Raw genomic sequence first — 18391 nt, forward strand, 5'->3', positions numbered from 1 at the left:
AGGCCTCGAATATGGCACTCATGCCGCAGGCCGAGCTGGACGTCACCGCGGGGTTGGTGAGGAGTTTGCTCGGGACGGCCATCTGCAGCCTATCCATGGCCGTGGAGCGTGACTCCTTGGTTGGAGGGACTATCCGCGGTGCTTGTCTCCCAAGCGTCACGGAATGTGGCGGCCGAGGACCTTGCCGCGTTCCTCCTCGCCATCCATGTTCCCGCCGCGCCGGGCGCGCCTGTCAATCCCGTCCGCGGGGTGCCTTTGGCAGCGAGGTCTGACGCGGTCATGGACCGGCTCGACGATTTCAACCGTTATCCGCAGGCGGTGCGGTTGGGGACGATCTGGTCCGAGGCTTGCCTGGCCCCGCTGTGGGGCGGGCCCGGGCTGTGGCTGCATGGAGATCTTCACCCGGCGAACGTCCTCCTCCGGCCCGACGGCCGGCTCGCAGCCGTCGTCGACTTCGGAGACCTCGGGGCCGGGGACCCCGCCGTCGATCTGGCCGTCGCGTGGTTGATGTTCGACGACGGCGCCCGGCACCGTTTCATGGCGGCTTTCGGACGCGCCGTGGATGCTGCTACGTGGGCCCGGGCCAAGGGCTGGGCAGTGGTCCTCGCGACAGCGATGGTCAGTTTCTCGGATGACAATCCCGGGATGGCTGGAATCGGGCACTTCGGGGTGGAGCAGGTGCTTTTGGAGCGCTGACCCTTAACGCCTAATGCTGCGTGTCACCGTGAATTTCGGGTTCCGGCCGATTTCCGTGGTGGGGCCGATCAGCCTTTCAAGCGCCGCGCGATACTGCAAGTGGCTGTTGTAGACAGTCCAGAGTTCGCCGCCGGAAGCCAGGACGCGTGCCGCCGCATCAAACATCTTCATGGCCGCGCCGGCATGGACGCTCGCGCCGAGGTGGAACGGCGGGTTCAGCAGGATGAGGTCGGCGCTGCCAGGTTCGAAGGTGTACATGGCATCGTCCTGGACAACCGTGATTCGAGCTGACAGTCCGTTGGCCGCCGCGGTTTCCCGGGCCGACGCCACTGCTGCGGCCGATTGGTCCGTCGCGGTAACCCGGGCCTTGGGACGGTTCCGGGCGTACATCGAGGCGAGGATCCCGGTCCCGCAGCCAAGGTCCACGGCGTGGCGGGCTTCGGGGATCCTGTCCAGGAAGCCCAAGAGGAAGCGCGTGCCGATATCCAGCTTCGTGCCTGAAAACGCACCCCCATGGGCGCAGACCGTGATCCCCAGCTCGGTGTTCTGCTCTGAGACCGGGAAGGGCTCGGGGGTGTCCGGCCGCTTGGGACCGGCAGCAAGCAGGACACGCGACTTCCGCTGCGCGAGCTGCGGTTGGACGGATTCGAAGCATCGTTCAAGGACTGCGTTCATCCCCAGGGTCATGTGCTTGACGCGTCCTCCGGCCAGCAGGACGGCTCCCGGCGCTGCAAAGCGCGCAACGGCGTCGACGATTTCTTCCAATTCCGCGAGGGCCTTGGGGAGTTGCATGATCACCAGTTCGGCGCCGTCGAGCAACCCGGCGCCCAGCTCGGACTGATCAAAGCGACCGGCAAACCCGGACGCGTCGGCGTTCCGTTGCAGCGCGAGCCTGCTGACGTAGAGGTCTTGGGTCACGCGGACGTGCCCGACGCCGAGGGCCGCCAAAGCACCCAGGGTCAGGGCTCCGTAGCGGTCACCGACCACCGCAACACGGGTCTCCGGACTAACGATGTAGCCTGCAGCGGTCTCAAGGAGGAGCCGGTCCGTGGCGTCGTGCGCCTGCAGGTTCTCCGCCTCGACGTCGGGGAAGCGGCGGAGGGTGCCGAACAGCGTCTCAAGGTGTGCATCCAGCTCGGTCAAGGTCACGGTGCACCAATCTATCCCCCTCGGGAACCCTCGACAACATGGGGGTGGCGGAGGAAGGTAGAGATTGCAAGTTATCGACCGTCTAACCGCTGCTTAAGGCACGGCACGCGCCGCAAGCAGCCCGGACATCAGGGTCCGCTGCGAAGGGCGAGCCACGTTGCGGACCTGGAAGACCAGGCTCCCACTCCCCCTTGTGAGCAGACCATGACTGTCAACCTCGTCACTCAGCTTGAAGTAAAGTCGCACAATTCCCCGGATGAAATCCGGCGCCCGGAGAAGACCGTGGTGGAGAACGTCACCGTCGGTGACTACACCATCGGCCGCCTCAGTTTCGAGCCGGGCTGGAGTTGGGCAGATTGCATCAAACCGGTGGTCCAAACGGATTCCTGCCAGCTCAACCACGTGGGTTACTGCATTGCGGGTGCACTGGAAGTCGAGACCAGCGACGGCAAGAAGATCAGCATCTCCAAAGGAGATTCATACACCATTCCGCCGGGACACAACGCCTGGGTCGTAGGCGACGAGACCTACTCGGCCATCGAGTTTGTCAGTGCGGCAGAATATGGAGTCAAGCCCGAGTAGCAGTCCGGCCTCCCTTGCAACACTTCCTGCCGGCGTTCCGGATCCTTAGCCCGGGACACCGGCAGGAGCACACTCGCACCCAGCCATCCAGGAGTCCCCGTGCGTAAGGCCCCTCACCCTCTTGGCGATTCTTTTTGCAGCCCTCGCCAGGTCCGGGAAGGCAACCATCTTGCTTGCCGTCGGCATCTTCCTCCTGACTTGGGTCCAACTGCCCGTCTTCATTGTGGGAGGTATCTTGACAGGCGCGAGCCAGGAGAATCCAAACCTGCCCGGCACATGGATCGTGTCAATACACGCCGTCAGCGGGCTGCTGATCATCTTCTCGACATATTGGCTCTGGCAGGCCTCGATCAGAAGCTTCGTCGACTGAGCACAAATCGCCTCCAGAAGGGCCTCCCACTCTATCTACGACCTCAGCTTTGATCGCTTTCTGGCCGGGATCGCTGGGCTTCAAGATCGATACCGGCAGTCGCGCGGTCGTTCTGCGATATAAGGAATAGTGTGAGGATCCGGGATAGCTCGGAGACATCATGCGGCGAAAGAGCGGACAACAGCTCACGTTGACGCTCTACGTGCGCGTCGAGCACTTCCTCCAGCTTTGCAGAGCCTGCCTTGGTGAGCCTGATCCGCAGTTCACGGCGGTTGGCCTCGTTCACCTCTCGTGTGATCCACCCCTGCTTCACCATCTGATCGAGCCGGTTCGTCATGGCGGCGTTGCCGACCATGGTTTGCTTTGCGAGCTCGCCGGGGGTCAGGCTCGGCTGCCCGGAGCGGTACAGCGTCGCTAGGACATCGAACGTGCGGGGGTCGATGCCGAAACCCCTGTGGAGCTGTTGAAGGCTGTTGTGCAGGAGGTATTGAGCGCGGGATATCCGCCCGAGTGTAGCCATCGCGGACACGTCAAGATCGGGCCGGGTCCTGCCCCACTGCTGTACCACAGCGTCTACAGCATCCCGGGCGTCGCCGGATCGATCGTCTGGTTTCGTCACAGTGCCCCACCGCTCTTCCGCACGCCACGCTATCATGCTAGAACTGTTTGATATCGAACTGTTCGACATGAAAGCGACTTCTCGCATGCCTTCTGACACCACGACCACGGTCCCTGGCGAGCCCGACAACGCGCTGGGTCCGGAAAGCCGGGTTCATCTCGTTCCCCAGACTCCATCCCTGATCGACGCGCACACACGAATCCGAGATCGGAGCGCTAGCCGGCGGGATGTGCTTGTTCACGGGCGGCGGGTGATTCGGCTTCTTCTAGAGGAAGCAGTCGGGTGCCTCCCTCACGATGAGGTGCGTGTCGTCACGCCCGCCGGGCACACGTACGTCGGTACCCGTACCACCGATGATGTGTGTGCTGTCTCCGTTGTCCGTGCCGGCGAAGCATTGGAAGCCGAACTATGGTCTATCGCGCCGGATGTGCGCATCGGGAAGGTCCTCATCCAGCGCGATCACGTGACGAAGCAGCCGAGCCTGCACTGGGCACATCTTCCCGACGGCATCCAGGACGGGCATGTGCTGCTTCTCGAGCCCATGCTCGCCACCGGAGGGTCGCTGATGGCCGCGCTCGACGTGCTCAACGGTGCCGGCGTCGCAGACGATCGCATTATCGCGGTGTCCATACTTGCGTCCCCTCAAGGAATCGAGCACGTCACCCGGGCGCGACCGTCGGTGAGGATCGTCACTTCCTCCATAGAGGAGCGACTCGATGAGGCCGCTTACTTGGTGCCCGGTATCGGCGACTTCGGAGACCGGTGGTTCGGCACGGAGGGGAATGTCACGTGGCTGTAGCCAGGCGGGCCTCCGACGCGGCGATCACCGCCCTTGCTCCCATCGTATGGGGGTCGACATACGCAGTGACGACCGAACTCCTCCCTGCCGACCGGCCCTTGCTCGCGGCTACGGTGCGCGCGCTGCCGGCAGGCATCGTGCTTCTCCTCATCACACGCAGGCTTCCTCCGACAGCGATGTGGTGGCTGCGGGCGGCGGCCCTCGGCGTACTGAACATCGGAGTGTTCTTCTATCTGCTCTTCGTCGCGGCATACGAGCTGCCCGGGGGCGTGGCAGCACTCGTAGGTTCCGTTCAGCCGCTGTTCGTGCTCATCATCTCGGCGTGGTTCCTAGGCGCCACGATGCGGGGCAGGCAATTGTGGGCCTGCCTCATCGCAGTCGGCGGTATCGCGATGCTCGTCCTGCGCAGCGGTGCGGGGATCACCCCTGTGGGAGTGTCCGCAGCCGTGCTCGGCGCGTTGAGCATGGCGCTCGGCGTCGTCCTCACGAAACGGTGGGGGCGCCCGCCTGGCGTGAGCATCTTCGCCTTCACCGCCTGGCAGCTCACGGCCGGGGGTCTTGCAATTCTCCCGCTCACGCTTGCCCTCGAAGGGCTTCCGTCCTCGTTGGAGCCCCGAAACCTCCTCGGTTTCACATATCTGTCCGTCATCGGCGCGATGCTCGCTTACGCAGTCTGGTTCCGTGGCATCGATCGGCTCACCCCGCTCGCTGTCTCCTTTCTCGGCTTCTTCAGCCCCTTGACCGCGACCGTGCTCGGAGCGCTGCTGATCGGGCAGGGCTTCACCCCGGTCCAGATCCTCGGCGCCGCCCTCGTCTTGACGTCCGTGCTCATGGTCCAGCTCTCTCCGGCGAGAGGCGACGCGTTGTCAGACACGAAGATCACGGATCAGGTCTTCGTGGCGGACGACTCCACCCAACCGAAACCTGATCGAACGGCCATCTAACACAACAGCACCAATGGGGGGACGAATATGCTCACCGACGACCGGATTCCACGACCTCGCACCATCCTCGAGGCGCTCGAGATGCACGCCGCGGAAGGACCTGACCGCGCCGCGATCACCAGCACGCTGAACGGTGAGAGAAAAGAACTCACCTTCGCGACGCTCGTCGATCGAGCACGTCGGCTGGCCGCGCACCTCGACGAACTCACCCAGGGACATACCCCACCCGAAAGACTCATCGGGCTGTTCATGGAACCATCGCCCGAACTCGCCGTCGCGACCTGGGGAGTGCTGTTCGGGGGAGCGGCATACGCCTCGGTGCAGATTCCGACGCGGTTACCGTCTCCGTGGCGCCCGTGCCACCTGCAAAGTGGGACGAGGTGCTCGAAGCCGCAAACACAGAGAGTCCCTTCGTGCACCTGCCGCGCTACCCGACGACCGCTAAAATCACCCGGATCGAGGAGCCATGACTTATCTGCCCATGCGAGTGACCGAGGAGGTATCGCAGGCCATCACGGACGGGTCGCCGGTTGTCGCGCTCGAATCGAACGTCATCGCTCACGGACTCGACTACCCGGCGAACGTGCACGCAGCCAAGGCCGTTGAACGCGCCGTCCGGGAGGGCGGGGCGGTTCCCGCGACGATAGCAATTGTTGACGGCGCGGTCGTTGTTGGTGCGGACGAGGCAACGATCGAACGACTGGCTATCGAGGAGAACGTGCCGAAAGTATCCAGCCGCGACATCGGGTACGTCCTTGCCCGGGGCGGCAACGGTGCGACCACGGTAGCTTCGTCTCTCGTGTTCGCCGAGCTCGCGGGCATCCGCTACTTCGCCTCGGCTGGGCTGGGCGGTGTCCACCGCGGAGCGACGAGAACGATGGATATCTCCTCGGACCTGATCCAGCTCACGAGATCCCGCGTGATCGCCGTCTGCGCGGGCGACAAGAAAATCCTCGACGTGGGCCTGACACTGGAATATCTCGAAACGCAATGCGTCCCGGTCATCTCATTCCGCTCAGATGACTTTCCCGCGTTCTACTGCCGCACAAGCGGTCATCGCAGCCCTCTCAGGGTCGACGAACCGCATCTGCTTGCCGCCATGGCGCAGTCGCATTGGGCCGCAGGCAGCCCCACCGGCGTTGTCGTCACCGTCCCGCCAACGATTGAGGACGCACTCGACATCGACCTCGCGGAGAAGGCGGTCCTGGAGGCGCTGTCTGATGCCGAAACTGCTGGTGTGACGGGGAAATCGGTCACTCGCTACCTCATGCGAGCCGTCGACCGGCTCACTGGTGGCAAGAGCGCAGAGGCAAACCAGGCAGTGCTTGTCAGCACGGCCCGCACAGCCGCGGTAATCGCCGTGGAAGGCCAAATCGTGATGCCCGGGGCAAACATGCAGTCCCCCGCACGCAGTCAGGGTGCGTGGGATGCACGCGCGGAAGAGGAGACGTCATGGTTGCCGTAGGACTGTTCGATCTTGACGGGACGTTGCTTCACACGCCTCGCGCAATCGCCGAGGCGATGGCGGACTCCGTGCAAGCGGTCACGGGGAAGACCGTGCCGCACAGCGAAGCTCTGGCGCTCGTCGGCCTGCCGCTGCAGGTCATTACGAAAACGCTGGCCCAGGCCGTCGACAATCCGGGCGCTGCTGAGGGCATACTCGAGGCATACATGGAGCGGTTCCAGACCGTGATCATCGCGCAGGCCCCCTCCCTGGTCTGCGACGGCGTGCTAGAGAGCCTCCGGGCACTGTGCGACTCGGACGTCGCCATTGGCGTGGTCACGAGCAAGATCAGACGAAGCGCCGAAGCCATCCTTGACGCGGCCGGCCTGCTCGAGCACTTCGACCTCGTCGTCGGCGCCGACGACATCGCCCAACCGAAACCTTCCCCGGACGGTATCCTGTTCGCCCTCGAACGCCTCCGCGCGACAAACAGCGCCTCCGCGTTCTACGTCGGTGACACAGCCCACGACATGGGCGCTGCTAAAGCGGCCGGTACGCACGCGATCGGAGTGACATACGGCGTGGGAACCTCGAAAGAGCTCCTTAATGCTGGAGCGGAACTCACCCTCGGTTCATTCATCGACGCCTGTATCTGCGGAGGAGTTGCCATCGGCCGGAACCTGGATCTGACCGCCCACTGAGAGATCCGAACCGGAGTCAGCGGAGCAAGAGCACACCGACCTCACGACACAGACTCAACAATTGAGCTTTTATGACCGCGCCGGCCCCGGAACGTGCAAAGCAACCCGGGCCTAACCGATAAAACGGCATCCGCGCCTCACGCACCCCGGCCTCACCCCATCCGCGGCGCCGTCCTCGATGCGGAAGGCAGCCCAATCCCCAGCAGCCGCACGCAAAACCCGGGCAGCATCATCCCAAGACAAATCAAGGAGCATACATGAAGCAGCAGTTTCAGCGCATGGGCGACAACAGCAACGCCAGCCAACAGATCCTGGCAGACGGTGACGTCAACGCCACGAGCGCCACATCCGGCGGCGTCAGCCTCACCGGCGACAATCACGGCATCATCGTCACCTCGATCCCGACCTCCGAAGAGCCACAGCACACCTTCGATATCCCCAAAAAGACTAAGATTCCGATGCCCACTTCGCTCATCGGTACCGTCTCCGGAGTGATTACCATCGCCGGTTTCGTGACTGGAGGTTTCTCGGTCAATCAGCTCATTGACACCCTCACCGCCAGTGCCAGCTTCGACGTCATGAGCGGGCCTCCGCAGGCCTACTGGTGGTTCCTGGGGTCAATGTTCACGATCGCCATCGGGCTCATTGGGTGGTCATGCTTCCGCTTCCTGCGCCGCAACGTGCTTCGGCTACCAAAGCGATGGATCTTCCGTGCATGGGCAGGCATCAGGGAGGGGAATGGGCGCACCTACCCATACTCGCTTCGCCTCGCGATGAGCTGTCCAAAGTGCAGGAATCAGAAGCTTCGCTTCCAGCAGGTACCCGCTGACGGCTACGACATCATCAATCTCGAAACCGGCGCTCGCAAGAAGAGGGTCATCACGACATGGGCACCGATGGCTGTCTGTCCACGAAACGGAGACCACTCGATTCCCGTAGATATCTCCGGCAACGATTTTGATGAGGCGATTCCCCGCTAAAGTCATCAAGTGGCAGGTGGTCAGAAACTACCTCCTGGAGATGACGCCCAGGTATCTCATTGGGAATATACCCGGGGGAATTGATGAGAATGATTCATGTAGAACGAGTTCGTCTTTGGGCATTCGGCTACGGCGTCTTCTTGGTCGACCTTAGCCGCGGTGTGGCGTGGAACTTGACGGCACCGAGGAAACCGACGAGCAGAACCCCGTCTCCGTCGATGTGAGGATGGTGCGGTAGCCGGTTGCTGGAAGCTGTGAGCGCCTGATGGTGTAGCGTCCGACTTCTCCCCGGTCTGTCATGACGATCCGGTCCGGAACGCCTCCGATGTGCCTAGTGGAAAACGTTGGTGAACGTGGTGGTGGCGATGCGCTGTCCACTGAATTGATAGCTCAGCGTTGCGTCCTGGGCTTGGCTGGACATCATGGTGCCTAGACCGAAATCAAGGCTGCGGGGGTCCATGGAAGACGTCGTGCAGCGGATGTAGCCAGCCGATTGGTCCGGGCATGTCCACCCCGCTGGCGCCATGAGTTTCCCGGCGATGAATGACGCTCCGGGTGAAAGGCTGAAGATCGCTTCGCCCGTAGTCGGCGTCCCGTCACCCTGCAACGAGAAGCCCACGTCGATCTGCCATTCGGGCATGGCTGTCCCTGGCTGAATGCTGAAGGAAGCCGTGACCGTCTGCGATGGCGGAGCCGAGGCATTGGAAGGTTCCGGAGCTGGGGTTGTGATGACGGGTCCGGTATCAACCACAGGGGCCGTTTCCTGCGGCACGGGAACCACCGCGGGTGCGCTGCCTGGCGCGGGCGCCGGCGGCGCGGCAGGTCCCGGGGTCGTCAGGGAGGGTGCGGCGGGTTGCGGTACCGTCGCGGCCGGGTCCGACGTCGGCAGCGCGTTTGGTGAGGGCGTCGCCGAGGCGGTCGGAGTAACTTCCGGCACGGATTGTGGGACCGGTGGCGCATTGCTCGCGGCGTCGGGCTCAGCGATGGGCGCCGGGCCCGTCTGTCCGAGCCACATGAGGACGCCCGCAATCGCGAAACCGCACACGATCAAGACGGCGACCGCGATCCTCCGGAAACCGCCGGTCGACCGCGGTCCGGCGGCGCTCGACCCGCTCCCTCCGGGGAGGTAACCGGTCGCCACGGCCGGTGTGAAGACAACCCCGGCCACCAACGGGAAGACAGCCGCCCTCATGCCCGCCTGGACGTCGTTCAGTTCCATTAGCAAGGCGGTGCACTTCGGGCACTCCTCCAAGTGAGCCTCGACCTTTTCGCGTGAGGTACGTTTCAGGCCGTCACGGGCGTACTTTCCGAGCTGGCTTGAATACTCAAGACAAGAGTCGTCCTCGGACAAGTTGATGTGGTTTTGCAGATAGGCCTGTCGGAGGCCTTCACGTGCCCGGATCACAAGCGACGAAACACCGTTCGGCGTCAATCCGATGAACGCCGCGGCTGCGGAAGGCTTCAATCCTTCGACATCTACGTGCCAAAGGACAGCCTGCCAACGCTCCGGAAGGGACTTGAACGCCTTCGCCAAGGTGCTGGACTCAAAGGCATCAAGAACGGTGTCCGCGTCGACCGCAACGGTGTCCAAGATGGCGCCGTCCACCACAGCCTGCGTACGCCTGGCCTTCCGGTTCCGGTCATGGGCAATTCGCCGCACGGCAGTCAGAAGATACGAGCGGAAGAACTCGTCCGGGCCCTTGCCTTCAGTGAGCGCTTGGAAAATGGAGGCGAACGCCTCGGATACCACGTCGTCGGCGTCACCGATATTGTCCGTTTGGGCGCGGGCAACAAACTGGGCCGCTGCCACGTGTCGCTGAAAGAGCACATCGAAGGCGGCCCTATCGCCGTCACGCACCATGGCCATGATTTTAGGGTCAGCCTGGGACCCAACAGCCAAGGACAGGTGGGTCACATTCGACCCGTTCTCAGATACCTGCCCCATAGCACCCCAAGGCAGTCCTGCTCAAGCAATACCCCGGAATAGAAGGTCAGGACTCCAAAAACCGACAGGCTGGGCTCCGCTGCGGTCATGATGCTTCGTCCAGGGAATCGATAAGATCCAGTCCGCGGCGGGCCCACTCTATTTCGGTGTCCGCGCGGGCAACCAAGCCCTCGTAGGTGAAGATCTTGTACTCCAAAGTGCGACGGCGGTCTGCCTCCGGAGTCACGGCCAGCCGTTTCGTCAGCACGACGTTAGTGCCGTTCTTCAACTCCTCGATCATCCCTGACCACTGCTCCCGGCGCAGCGCATGTCACGCCTGGGAGACGATTGCGCACCAGGTCGGGCAAACGGGCCCTGAGTGTCTGTCATTTTGTCTCTCCTGTCTGTGAGTTGATCGACGGCGGGTCAGAGGCAGCTCCGGAGTTGGGAGCCAGGTGCCCGGGGCGTGATGCGGGTGCCGCGTCCTGATGCCGGGTCCGGCGTTCGACCGCCCTGCGGCAGGAAGTCCCGCCGCTTCATTGCAGCGCCGCAGTCCTGCATGAACACGGTGAACCTAGTCGCCGGGGGTGTCAGGCGGGCCGTTCCAGGCTCAGCGCGAACAGGTGCAGCACCGGCCATCCCAGGGTCGGCAGTTTCAACGAGACCAGCTCACGGGTGGGGTCCACCTCGGCGAGCTGGTGGAAGATCCGACTTGTAGGTTCTGCGGCCCGGTTCGACCGAGTCGGTAGGTGGTCAGGATCGCGACGGCCTCACCGTAGGCTGGCTGCTTTCCCCAGTCCGTCAACGAGATTCGGATTGTCGCCGTGGTCCCGTCGGCGTAGGTCGCAACTGCGTCGGCGGCGGCGTTGCCTCCTGTGGAGGCGCCCAGGATGCGCAGGCGGTGTACCCGCCCCGGCGGTACGTTGATGACGGTCCCGTTTGATGTGATGTTGTTCTTGACGCCGTCGGCGCTGCTGGGGAAGGCGAAGGTCGTGCCGGCATTGCGGAAGTTTCCGGCCGACGGGAGCTCCGAAGCGGGATAGGTGTAGCCCGCGGTGTCGAAGCTGCCATCGCTCGGGTTGGCATCGCTCGCGATGCCGTCGTTGTTGAACAGGGCTGTCAGGTCGACGGGGACAACGACGCCCTGCGGCCGGGGCAACACCGCCTGCAGGCCCCACGGTTTGGCGGCTGTGGCGGCCGCCACCGGGGCGACGGTGAGGTCCTTCGTGGCGTTCGCGGGCACAACGATCACGTCATCGCCTGCAGCGAGCTCGACGCTGATGGTGCCGTCGCCCAAGGGGGTCCAGCGCACCGGGTCCTTGGAAGAAGGCGTCCCGCCGGGTGCGACCATGACTCGCCGCACGCTCACTGGCCCCTCGATGCTGTGTGCCAGCGTCAGGGGCTCTCCCGCCAGGCTCTTGACCCTCACATAGCTGGTGCGGCCGCCAGCCCGCCGGGCCGACAACAGGAAGGCGCCCTCCGCTCGCAGGTCGTGGATTTGCGCTTCGGCCCACGACGGCGGGACGGCGGGAAAGACCCGGACCGTCTCTCCCCAGCTCTGCAGGAGCATGTCGTGCATCACCTGTGCGCCCGACAGCGGGGTCTCGAGCACAGGCCCGGACTCGCGGTACATGGTGTTTGGCTGGATGTAGCGGTCCAGCAGTGTGTTCAAATATCCCAGCGCGTCCCCGCCCTTGCCCATCGACGCGCTCATGGACGCGGCTCCGGTGAACGTGTAGCCCTCAAGCGCCCCGGTGAAGCCGACCCAGTGGGCCAGCGACCGCTCCAGAAGGTCCCTGTTGGCTGGGACCGTGGGGTCGAGCAGGTAGAGCGGGTAGAACCACAGGAGATGCGAGTAGTGGCGGTGCGATGAGGTCAGCTGCCGCTGCGCCCCGATCCACAACCCGTCGGACCCCTGTGGCGGGTCCACGAGCCGGTCATGGACGTCCTGCCAACGGGCCCGCAGCGGGTCATCGACGCCGAGCCGAGCTGTGGCCGTGAGCAGCGTCTTGCAGCCCCAGCGGATAAGGGCCAGGTCGTAGTTGCAGTCCACCGTGCCGTCGTACTCCGGCGACAGGGTGCGCGGCAGGTGAAGCCGCCCGTCGTCTCCTTCGTAGAGGAAGTGAAGGTAGTAGTTCACCGAACGGGTCAGCAACGGGTAGAGCACGTGGCGCAGCAGGTCTTCGTCCATGCTGTGGCGATACGTCAGCCAGACATTGTGCAGGGCCCAGGTGAGGTCGCCGACCTCAGGGGTTCCGACCCCTGGTACGCCGACCGGGCTGGTCGCCAGGTCGTCCTGGCTGGCGCGGTTGATGGCGTAGGAATCGTGGCGGTATTCTGCGAGCACGTTCTGCCCGAGTGCCTCCCGATCCTCGTCCAGGGTGCGGGTCAGGGAATCCAGTTCGCCGTGGCCAGTAGGATTAAGGAGCCAGTATGATAGCTGGACGTTCAGGTTCCACCATGTTGCCGGCCAAGGCGTCTGCTCGACCCACTGGCCCATGGTGCTGATCACAGGCCTGTCCCTGCGGGTGACGCAGGCAACCTTGTACAGCTGGATCCAGTAGAAGCTCTGCAGCCGCGCATCCGGCACTGAGACGAAGCTACTGGGGTAGTAGCCGTTCCACCACTTCCGGTGCTCGGTGCGTAGGCGGTCGATTGACCGCCGAACGGCTGTCTCGGCAGTCGCCGTGGCGGTCTGGGCCGCAGTCGCCTCCGGGAAGGAAGCGGCAATGCTGGCGACCAGGTGCCGGGTGCCCTCAACCGACACCACACGCCAGGCCGTGGCGTGACCGCCGCCGGCGGCCAGGGGCTGGTCGCACAAGCCGCCCTCCGCATCCTGCTTGAGTCCCGGATCGGGGTTGACCAGCAGGCCCGATCGAGCCTCGTACGCCAATACGGTGCTCTTGGCCGTCCTCGGAGTGAAGCTCCATCCCACCGAGGACTCCCCTGCATCCGGGGTGATCGACACCACCAGCACGTTCTCTGTCGCATGCACAAACGCCGACAGCTGCAGCGTCCCGGTCGTCGTGTAGACCGTGCCGGTCAGCTCGGCATTCCACAGCGACAGGCGCAGGTCGACCTCGATCACATCGCCAACCGTTTCCAGAATAAAGTAGCCGACAGGCAGGCGGGCGGTGCCGAACCGCACGTCGCCATTCGGCTGGTGGTCCCGAACCCGGTTGTCGCCGACTTCGAACTTGAGCCGCCGTCGGCTGGCCAGCCTGTAGACGGCAACCCCGAGCCCGCCGTTGCCCAGGAAAGGGGCCTGGTAGAAGTCGATCGGCGCCTCAGTCCACACCAAATCCTGCTCACCCAGGTAGGCCTCCCATGCATCGCGGCTCATGCTGTTATGCAGCACAGTCGCGGCTGGTGTCTCGGCCTCCGCCCGGCCGGCCCCATTCGCCAGGGCCAGCACGGCACCTCCCGTCGTGATGCCGCCAAGAAAGAGACGCCTACTTACCGGGCTCTTGCTTGCGTGAACAACGGGCCTCTGCTCCATGACTACTCCATTCTGATAGATCGGATGTTTTTGGAAACCTTAGATCAAACGCACGGTGTGCACAAGGCCAATTTTGCTTGACAGCAAGGGACAGATTGCGCGATTGCAACTCCGCTTAACACCTTGCCTGGCCTTGCAAACGCGTCGAACTGCGATTCTTGTGGCGCGTTTCGGCCGCCGGCCATTTCTCCACCGTCATGCTGGTAACTCCAACTTCTCAACAGGCGTGCAGCGTCGTAGACATCCGATGTTAGCGCTGCCGCCGCGACCAAACCGGCACGGCACAGAACACGCGGACCCCTGCGATCAGGCCACAGTCGATGACCAAGTGCTCACCAGCGGACTTCCCGAGGAACTGCTCCAGCTCCTTTTCCGCTTCGGGGAATCCAGCCGACGACGCCGAGTACCCAGGGGTTGCGGTCGGCGACAGCGAGCATGGACTCGGTATCCGCGACGGTGTCGTCAGCTTGGACGAGAACCGCTCCCCCGACACCCGCCGTATCCAGGGTTTCCCGGGCCTCGGCTACGCCGAAGCTGCGGAACAATCCGCCGTGCTGCGGCCCGAGCCGCGCGTAGGGTCGCGGTCCGCTCGCGGGGCCGGGTCCGCCGTCGTCGCCCGGCGGGCCGGGCCCGCCGCTTCGACGCACTCGAGTGCGGCTTCCGGGGATCCCCGCATGGGCATCCGCATAGTCCTGCTCGGCACCGGGCTTGAGCCGGGTGTGCAGGGCGATCATAGGTAGTTGCTTCTCGTGGTGTGCCCACATGGGTCTTCTGGGTGGCTGTAGCCGGCACGACCTGGAAGGAGCGTAATCCCAGCAAATCTGTGCGTGTCCCTATTGGTACAGGTTCGGCTTGACCTGCTCGGAGTCGATGTTCTTGGCGTCGTACCAGTAGAAGCCGGTGTCGATGACCTTTTTTACAGGTTGCTTGTTGATCGCGGCGACGGCGGCTTTGACGGTCTCATAACCAATACCAACCGGGTTCTGGGTGATGGCACCCGCCATGACACCGCCGCGGATCGCGTCTAGTTGTGCCTTGCCGGAGTCGAAACCCACGATGGTCAGCTTGTCCTTGAGGCCGAGTTCATTGACAGCATTGACGACGCCGATTGCGGAACCTTCGTTGGTGCCGTACATGCCCTTGAGCTCAGGGTGTGCCGCGATGATGGCCTTGGCCGCATCGGTGGACTTAAGTTGGTCGCCGCCGGCGTACTGGACGTCAACGATCTTGATCTTCGGTGCGTTCGCCGCGATCCAATCCTTGAAGCCGTCGCGGCGGTCAACACCGGACTTGGAAGTCTGATCGTGGCAGATGATGGCGATGTTGCCCTCATTGCCGATCAGGCCGGCCAAGTGCTTGGCCGCCTCTCCGGCTGCGGCCTTGTTGTCCGTGGATGCGGTGCCCACGGGGATATCGCTGTCCACGCCCGAGTCGAACGCGATGACCGGAATGTTCTTGCTCTTGGCCTGTTCGAGCAGCGGGGTGGCAGCCTTGGAGTCAAGCGCCGCGAAACCGATGGCTGCCGGGTTCTTGCCGAGCGCTGTGGTCAGCATTTGGATCTGCTGGTCCACATCGGCCTCGGTGTTGGGGCCCTCGAACGTGATGGTGACGTTGAACTCTGCTGCGGCTTTCTCGGCACCCTGCTTCACTGCCTGCCAGAACTGGTGCTGGAAGCCTTTGGAGACGATCGCAATGTACGGCTTGGCGCCGGGCGTGGTCGCGGCGGCACCGGGAGCCGCGGCCGGGGTATCGCAGCCGGAGATTGCCACGGCCCCGAGGGCGACGCCAGTGAGGGTGAGAAAAGAGCGACGGTTGTAGATGGACTTGCTCATGCTTGGAAACTCCCTTGTTTTCTAAGACTGAAGGCTCGGTCCTGTGCAGATGCGACAGGCATGAAGAAGAGCGGCTGACGATTACTGGACGGTCTCCTTCCTCCGCAGCATGTCCAGGTAGACAGCCACCAGGATCACGACACCGATCGCGACGTTTTGCCACTCCTGCGGCACCGAGATGATGCGCAGGCCGTTAGTCAGCACGGACATGATGAGGGCCCCGATCACGGTTCCCACAATGGAGCCTTTGCCTCCGGCCAGGGATGTTCCACCGATGACGACGGCGGCAATCGCCTGCAGCTCGTAGCCGAGCCCCTGCCCGGGCTGGGCCGAGTTCAAACGCGCGGCGATGATCACCCCGGCGAGGCCCGTGAAGGCGCCGGCCACCGTGTAAATCCAGAGCTTCCATGACCGGACGTTAATGCCGGAGAGCGCGGTGGCTTCTTCGTTGGAGCCGATGGAGAAGGTGTATCGGCCAATGAGGGTTTTACTCATGACGATGCCGGCCAGTATTGCCGCGGCAAAGAAGATGAACACCGCGTTAGGCACCACTAGACCGACAATCGGCTTACCGAGCGCCAGGTTGCTGAAGCCCGGGGTGGAGGTGAAGTAGATCGGCTTGGTACCGGAGACCACCAAGGCCATGCCCTGTGCCACGAGCATCATTGCCAGCGTGGCAATGAACGGCGGGATTCTCAGGAAGGAGATGAAGAAGCCGTTGATTGCACCGATCACGGTACCCATCAGGATGCCGCCCACCACGCCCATCCACAAGGGCAGGCCCAGGTAGCTCAACACCACCCCGGTCATGACCGAACAAAGGCTCATTCCAGTACCTACTGAGAGATCGATGCCGCCAGTGATGATCACGAACGTCGCGCCGAGGGCAAGCAACCCGATCACCACGGTGGAGAGCAGGATGTCCGAGAGGTTCGTGGGCAGTAAGAACCTGGAGTTCATGATGCCGAAGAAAATCACGAGGACAATCAGCGAACCGAAGGCCAGCAACTGTTGCAAGGACGAACGCAGGCGCACGGAGATGTTTCCCTTGCGGGCCGTGGTTTCCGATGTGGGTTCCAGTCCCGGTTTGTGCGGTGCCGGGGAGTCTACGAGGCTCATGCTGTCACTGCTCCTGGTATAGCGGAGATACGCCGGGTGGCCAGCTCCATGATGTTTTCCTGGGTGGCTTCCTCGTTGTTGAGAAAACCTGTGATCCGGCCTTCGCTCATGACAGCGATCCGGTGGGACATTCGCAGCACCTCGGGCAGTTCCGAGGAGATCATGATGATCGCCTTCCCACCTGCCGCCAGTTCGTCAAGGAGCTTGTAAATCTCCTCCTTGGCTCCGACGTCGATCCCGCGCGTGGGTTCATCAAAGATCAGGATGTCGCAGTCCTTTACCAGCCACTTCGCGATCACGATCTTCTGCTGATTGCCGCCGGAGAGGTTGCGAGCCAGCTGGTGGACGGAGGGAGTCTTGATCCGCAGCTTCTTCCTGAATTCCTCAGCGGTCCGGCGCAACGCACCATCCTTGATAAAACCGCCCGCTGAGTTTTCGGTCAGCGAGGAGAGCATGATGTTCTCCTTCACGTCACGCTCCAGCATGAGACCGAGATGCTTGCGGTCCTCGGAAAGATAACCGATTCCCAGCTTTGCCGCGACTGCAGGATTGGGGATGTCGACATCCGCTCCACGGACCCGCAGTTTGCCGAAAGTGGCGCGGTCCGCACCAACCAATGCCCGGGCCACTTCGGTCCGGCCGGCTCCCATGAGCCCGGCGAAACCGAGGATCTCGCCGCGGTGCAGCTCGAACCCGACGTCCCTCAGCAGCGCCTTGGTGGCAAGCCCTTCAACCGAAAGCACGACGTCGGTACTCGCCCCGGCGGTGGCCGCCGTCGGGCGCTGCTCTCCCGAAACCTGCCGCCCCACCATCAGGGAGATGACCTCCTTCATGGAGGTTTCTGCGGTGCCGACGGTGTCCACATACTCGCCGTCGCGGATCACGGTAATGCGCTGGGAGATCAGCTTGAGCTCGTCCATCCGGTGTGAGATGTAAATGACGCCAGTCTCCGGCGAGATGAATCCTCGGATCAGATCGTGCAGGGTGGCCACTTCAGCGTCATTGAGCGCCGCCGTGGGCTCATCCATGATGATCACCTTGGAGTCATGACTCAGTGCCTTCGCGATCTCCACCATCTGCTGCTTGGCCACAGTCAGCCGACCCACCCTTTCGCGCGGGTTCAGCTTCAACCTAATGCGATCGAACAGATCCTGGGCTTTGCGGTTCAGGGCATGCTCGCTGAGCAGGCCGAAACGCCGCGGCTCGCGGCCGATGAAGATGTTCTGCGCCACCGTGAGGTCCGGCATCAGGTTGAATTCCTGGTGGATGATGCTGATGCCGAGTTCCTGAGCATGTTTGGGACCGTTCGACACGAAGGGCTTGCCGTCCAGTTCGAAGCTTCCGTGGTCCGGGACGTAGAGCCCGGAAAGGAGTTTCATGAGCGTCGACTTTCCGGCGCCGTTCTCTCCCACCAGGGCGAGGACCTCACCCCGGCGCAATTCCAGATGCATATTGTGCAGGGCCCGGACACCAGGGAAGCTCTTGGTGACGCCTCGGACGGATAGCAGCGGTGGTACTTGTTGGGTCATGCGATCACCTCCTTGTGATTAAGCGTGTATGTGCGCGTCTTGCGGGAGCTTTAGCCGGCCCACATCGGGCCGTCGGGAAAGCTGTAGTCGGCCAGTGTTCCGCCGACCATTTCGCCGCCGGCACCGGGCGCCGAAGGCGGCCAGTAGCAGCCGTCGTGGACATCCACCGGAGTGACGAAGTGCTCATGCAGATGGTCGACGAAC

At 63.3% G+C, this 18391-nt stretch carries 16 protein-coding genes and 2 pseudogenes; 9 read left to right on the forward strand and 9 right to left on the reverse strand.

What is annotated here, in order from left to right:
* Window positions 1–87: 87 nt before the first annotated feature.
* A pseudogene (locus AB4074_RS21835) lies at window positions 88–696 on the forward strand (phosphotransferase); the annotation flags it as partial.
* 3 nt (window positions 697–699) lie between these two features.
* Here AB4074_RS21835 and AB4074_RS21840 read toward each other — a convergent pair.
* On the reverse strand, window positions 700–1839 hold the full coding sequence (locus AB4074_RS21840) for a class I SAM-dependent methyltransferase (RefSeq protein ID WP_441415281.1): 1140 nt from the start codon (window positions 1837–1839) through the stop codon (window positions 700–702).
* Window positions 1840–2049: 210 nt separating this feature from the next.
* Here AB4074_RS21840 and AB4074_RS21845 point away from each other — a divergent pair, with 210 nt between their 5' ends.
* Complete coding sequence (locus AB4074_RS21845) at window positions 2050–2427, forward strand: cupin domain-containing protein (protein WP_441415264.1); 378 nt, start codon at window positions 2050–2052, stop codon at window positions 2425–2427.
* Window positions 2428–2548: 121 nt separating this feature from the next.
* Window positions 2549–2797 carry a hypothetical protein gene (locus AB4074_RS21850; RefSeq protein ID WP_441415265.1) on the forward strand — a complete coding sequence of 83 codons (249 nt, stop codon included), beginning with the start codon at window positions 2549–2551 and terminating at the stop codon, window positions 2795–2797.
* Between the two features lie 43 nt (window positions 2798–2840).
* Here AB4074_RS21850 and AB4074_RS21855 read toward each other — a convergent pair whose 3' ends face one another.
* Window positions 2841–3452, reverse strand: coding sequence for a MarR family winged helix-turn-helix transcriptional regulator (locus AB4074_RS21855; RefSeq protein WP_441415266.1), 612 nt, complete (start codon window positions 3450–3452; stop codon window positions 2841–2843).
* Between the two features lie 49 nt (window positions 3453–3501).
* Here AB4074_RS21855 and upp point away from each other — a divergent pair, with 49 nt between their 5' ends.
* The 6 genes and pseudogenes from upp to AB4074_RS21885 all read left to right on the forward strand — a co-directional run bounded on the left by upp (window position 3502) and on the right by AB4074_RS21885 (window position 8284).
* On the forward strand, window positions 3502–4215 hold the full coding sequence (gene upp, locus AB4074_RS21860) for a uracil phosphoribosyltransferase (protein ID WP_441415267.1): 714 nt from the start codon (window positions 3502–3504) through the stop codon (window positions 4213–4215).
* The gene (locus AB4074_RS21865; protein WP_441415268.1) at window positions 4206–5159 is read left to right on the forward strand and encodes an EamA family transporter; all 954 of its coding nucleotides are present in this window, start codon (window positions 4206–4208) and stop codon (window positions 5157–5159) included. Before upp ends, AB4074_RS21865 begins: the two co-directional genes overlap by 10 nt.
* An 81-nt stretch (window positions 5160–5240) precedes the next feature.
* Window positions 5241–5468 (forward strand): annotated as a pseudogene (locus AB4074_RS21870) (AMP-binding protein); the annotation flags it as partial.
* Window positions 5469–5625: 157 nt separating this feature from the next.
* Window positions 5626–6624 (forward strand): pseudouridine-5'-phosphate glycosidase, encoded by a 999-nt coding sequence (locus AB4074_RS21875; RefSeq protein WP_441415269.1) that lies wholly within the window; start codon window positions 5626–5628, stop codon window positions 6622–6624.
* Complete coding sequence (locus AB4074_RS21880) at window positions 6612–7304, forward strand: HAD family hydrolase (RefSeq protein WP_441415270.1); 693 nt, start codon at window positions 6612–6614, stop codon at window positions 7302–7304. The genes AB4074_RS21875 and AB4074_RS21880 overlap by 13 nt, the downstream gene beginning before the upstream one ends.
* Window positions 7305–7561: 257 nt before the next feature.
* Window positions 7562–8284 carry a hypothetical protein gene (locus tag AB4074_RS21885; RefSeq protein ID WP_441415271.1) on the forward strand — a complete coding sequence of 241 codons (723 nt, stop codon included), beginning with the start codon at window positions 7562–7564 and terminating at the stop codon, window positions 8282–8284.
* 331 nt (window positions 8285–8615) lie between these two features.
* Here AB4074_RS21885 and AB4074_RS21890 read toward each other — a convergent pair whose 3' ends face one another.
* The 7 genes from AB4074_RS21890 to AB4074_RS21920 form a co-directional block, all read right to left on the reverse strand.
* Window positions 8616–10151 carry a sigma-70 family RNA polymerase sigma factor gene (locus AB4074_RS21890; protein ID WP_441415272.1) on the reverse strand — a complete coding sequence of 512 codons (1536 nt, stop codon included), beginning with the start codon at window positions 10149–10151 and terminating at the stop codon, window positions 8616–8618.
* A 163-nt stretch (window positions 10152–10314) separates the two neighbouring features.
* Complete coding sequence (locus tag AB4074_RS21895; RefSeq protein ID WP_441415273.1) at window positions 10315–10509, reverse strand: hypothetical protein; 195 nt, start codon at window positions 10507–10509, stop codon at window positions 10315–10317.
* Between the two features lie 354 nt (window positions 10510–10863).
* Entirely contained in the window at window positions 10864–13707 is a 2844-nt protein-coding gene (locus AB4074_RS21900) for a glycosyl hydrolase family 95 catalytic domain-containing protein (protein WP_441415274.1), read from the reverse strand.
* Window positions 13708–14039: 332 nt separating this feature from the next.
* Complete coding sequence (locus AB4074_RS21905) at window positions 14040–14441, reverse strand: hypothetical protein (protein WP_441415275.1); 402 nt, start codon at window positions 14439–14441, stop codon at window positions 14040–14042.
* A gap of 99 nt (window positions 14442–14540) precedes the next feature.
* A complete protein-coding gene (locus AB4074_RS21910) occupies window positions 14541–15539 on the reverse strand; it encodes an ABC transporter substrate-binding protein (protein ID WP_441415276.1) in 999 nt (332 codons plus the stop codon).
* A gap of 81 nt (window positions 15540–15620) precedes the next feature.
* Window positions 15621–16658 carry an ABC transporter permease gene (locus tag AB4074_RS21915; RefSeq protein ID WP_441415277.1) on the reverse strand — a complete coding sequence of 346 codons (1038 nt, stop codon included), beginning with the start codon at window positions 16656–16658 and terminating at the stop codon, window positions 15621–15623.
* Window positions 16655–18187 (reverse strand): sugar ABC transporter ATP-binding protein, encoded by a 1533-nt coding sequence (locus AB4074_RS21920; RefSeq protein ID WP_441415278.1) that lies wholly within the window; start codon window positions 18185–18187, stop codon window positions 16655–16657. Before AB4074_RS21920 ends, AB4074_RS21915 begins: the two co-directional genes overlap by 4 nt.
* Window positions 18188–18391: the final 204 nt, after the last annotated feature.

It is taken from the genome of Arthrobacter sp. 2MCAF14 (assembly GCF_052115645.1).
Taxonomy (GTDB): Bacteria; Actinomycetota; Actinomycetes; order Actinomycetales; family Micrococcaceae; genus Arthrobacter.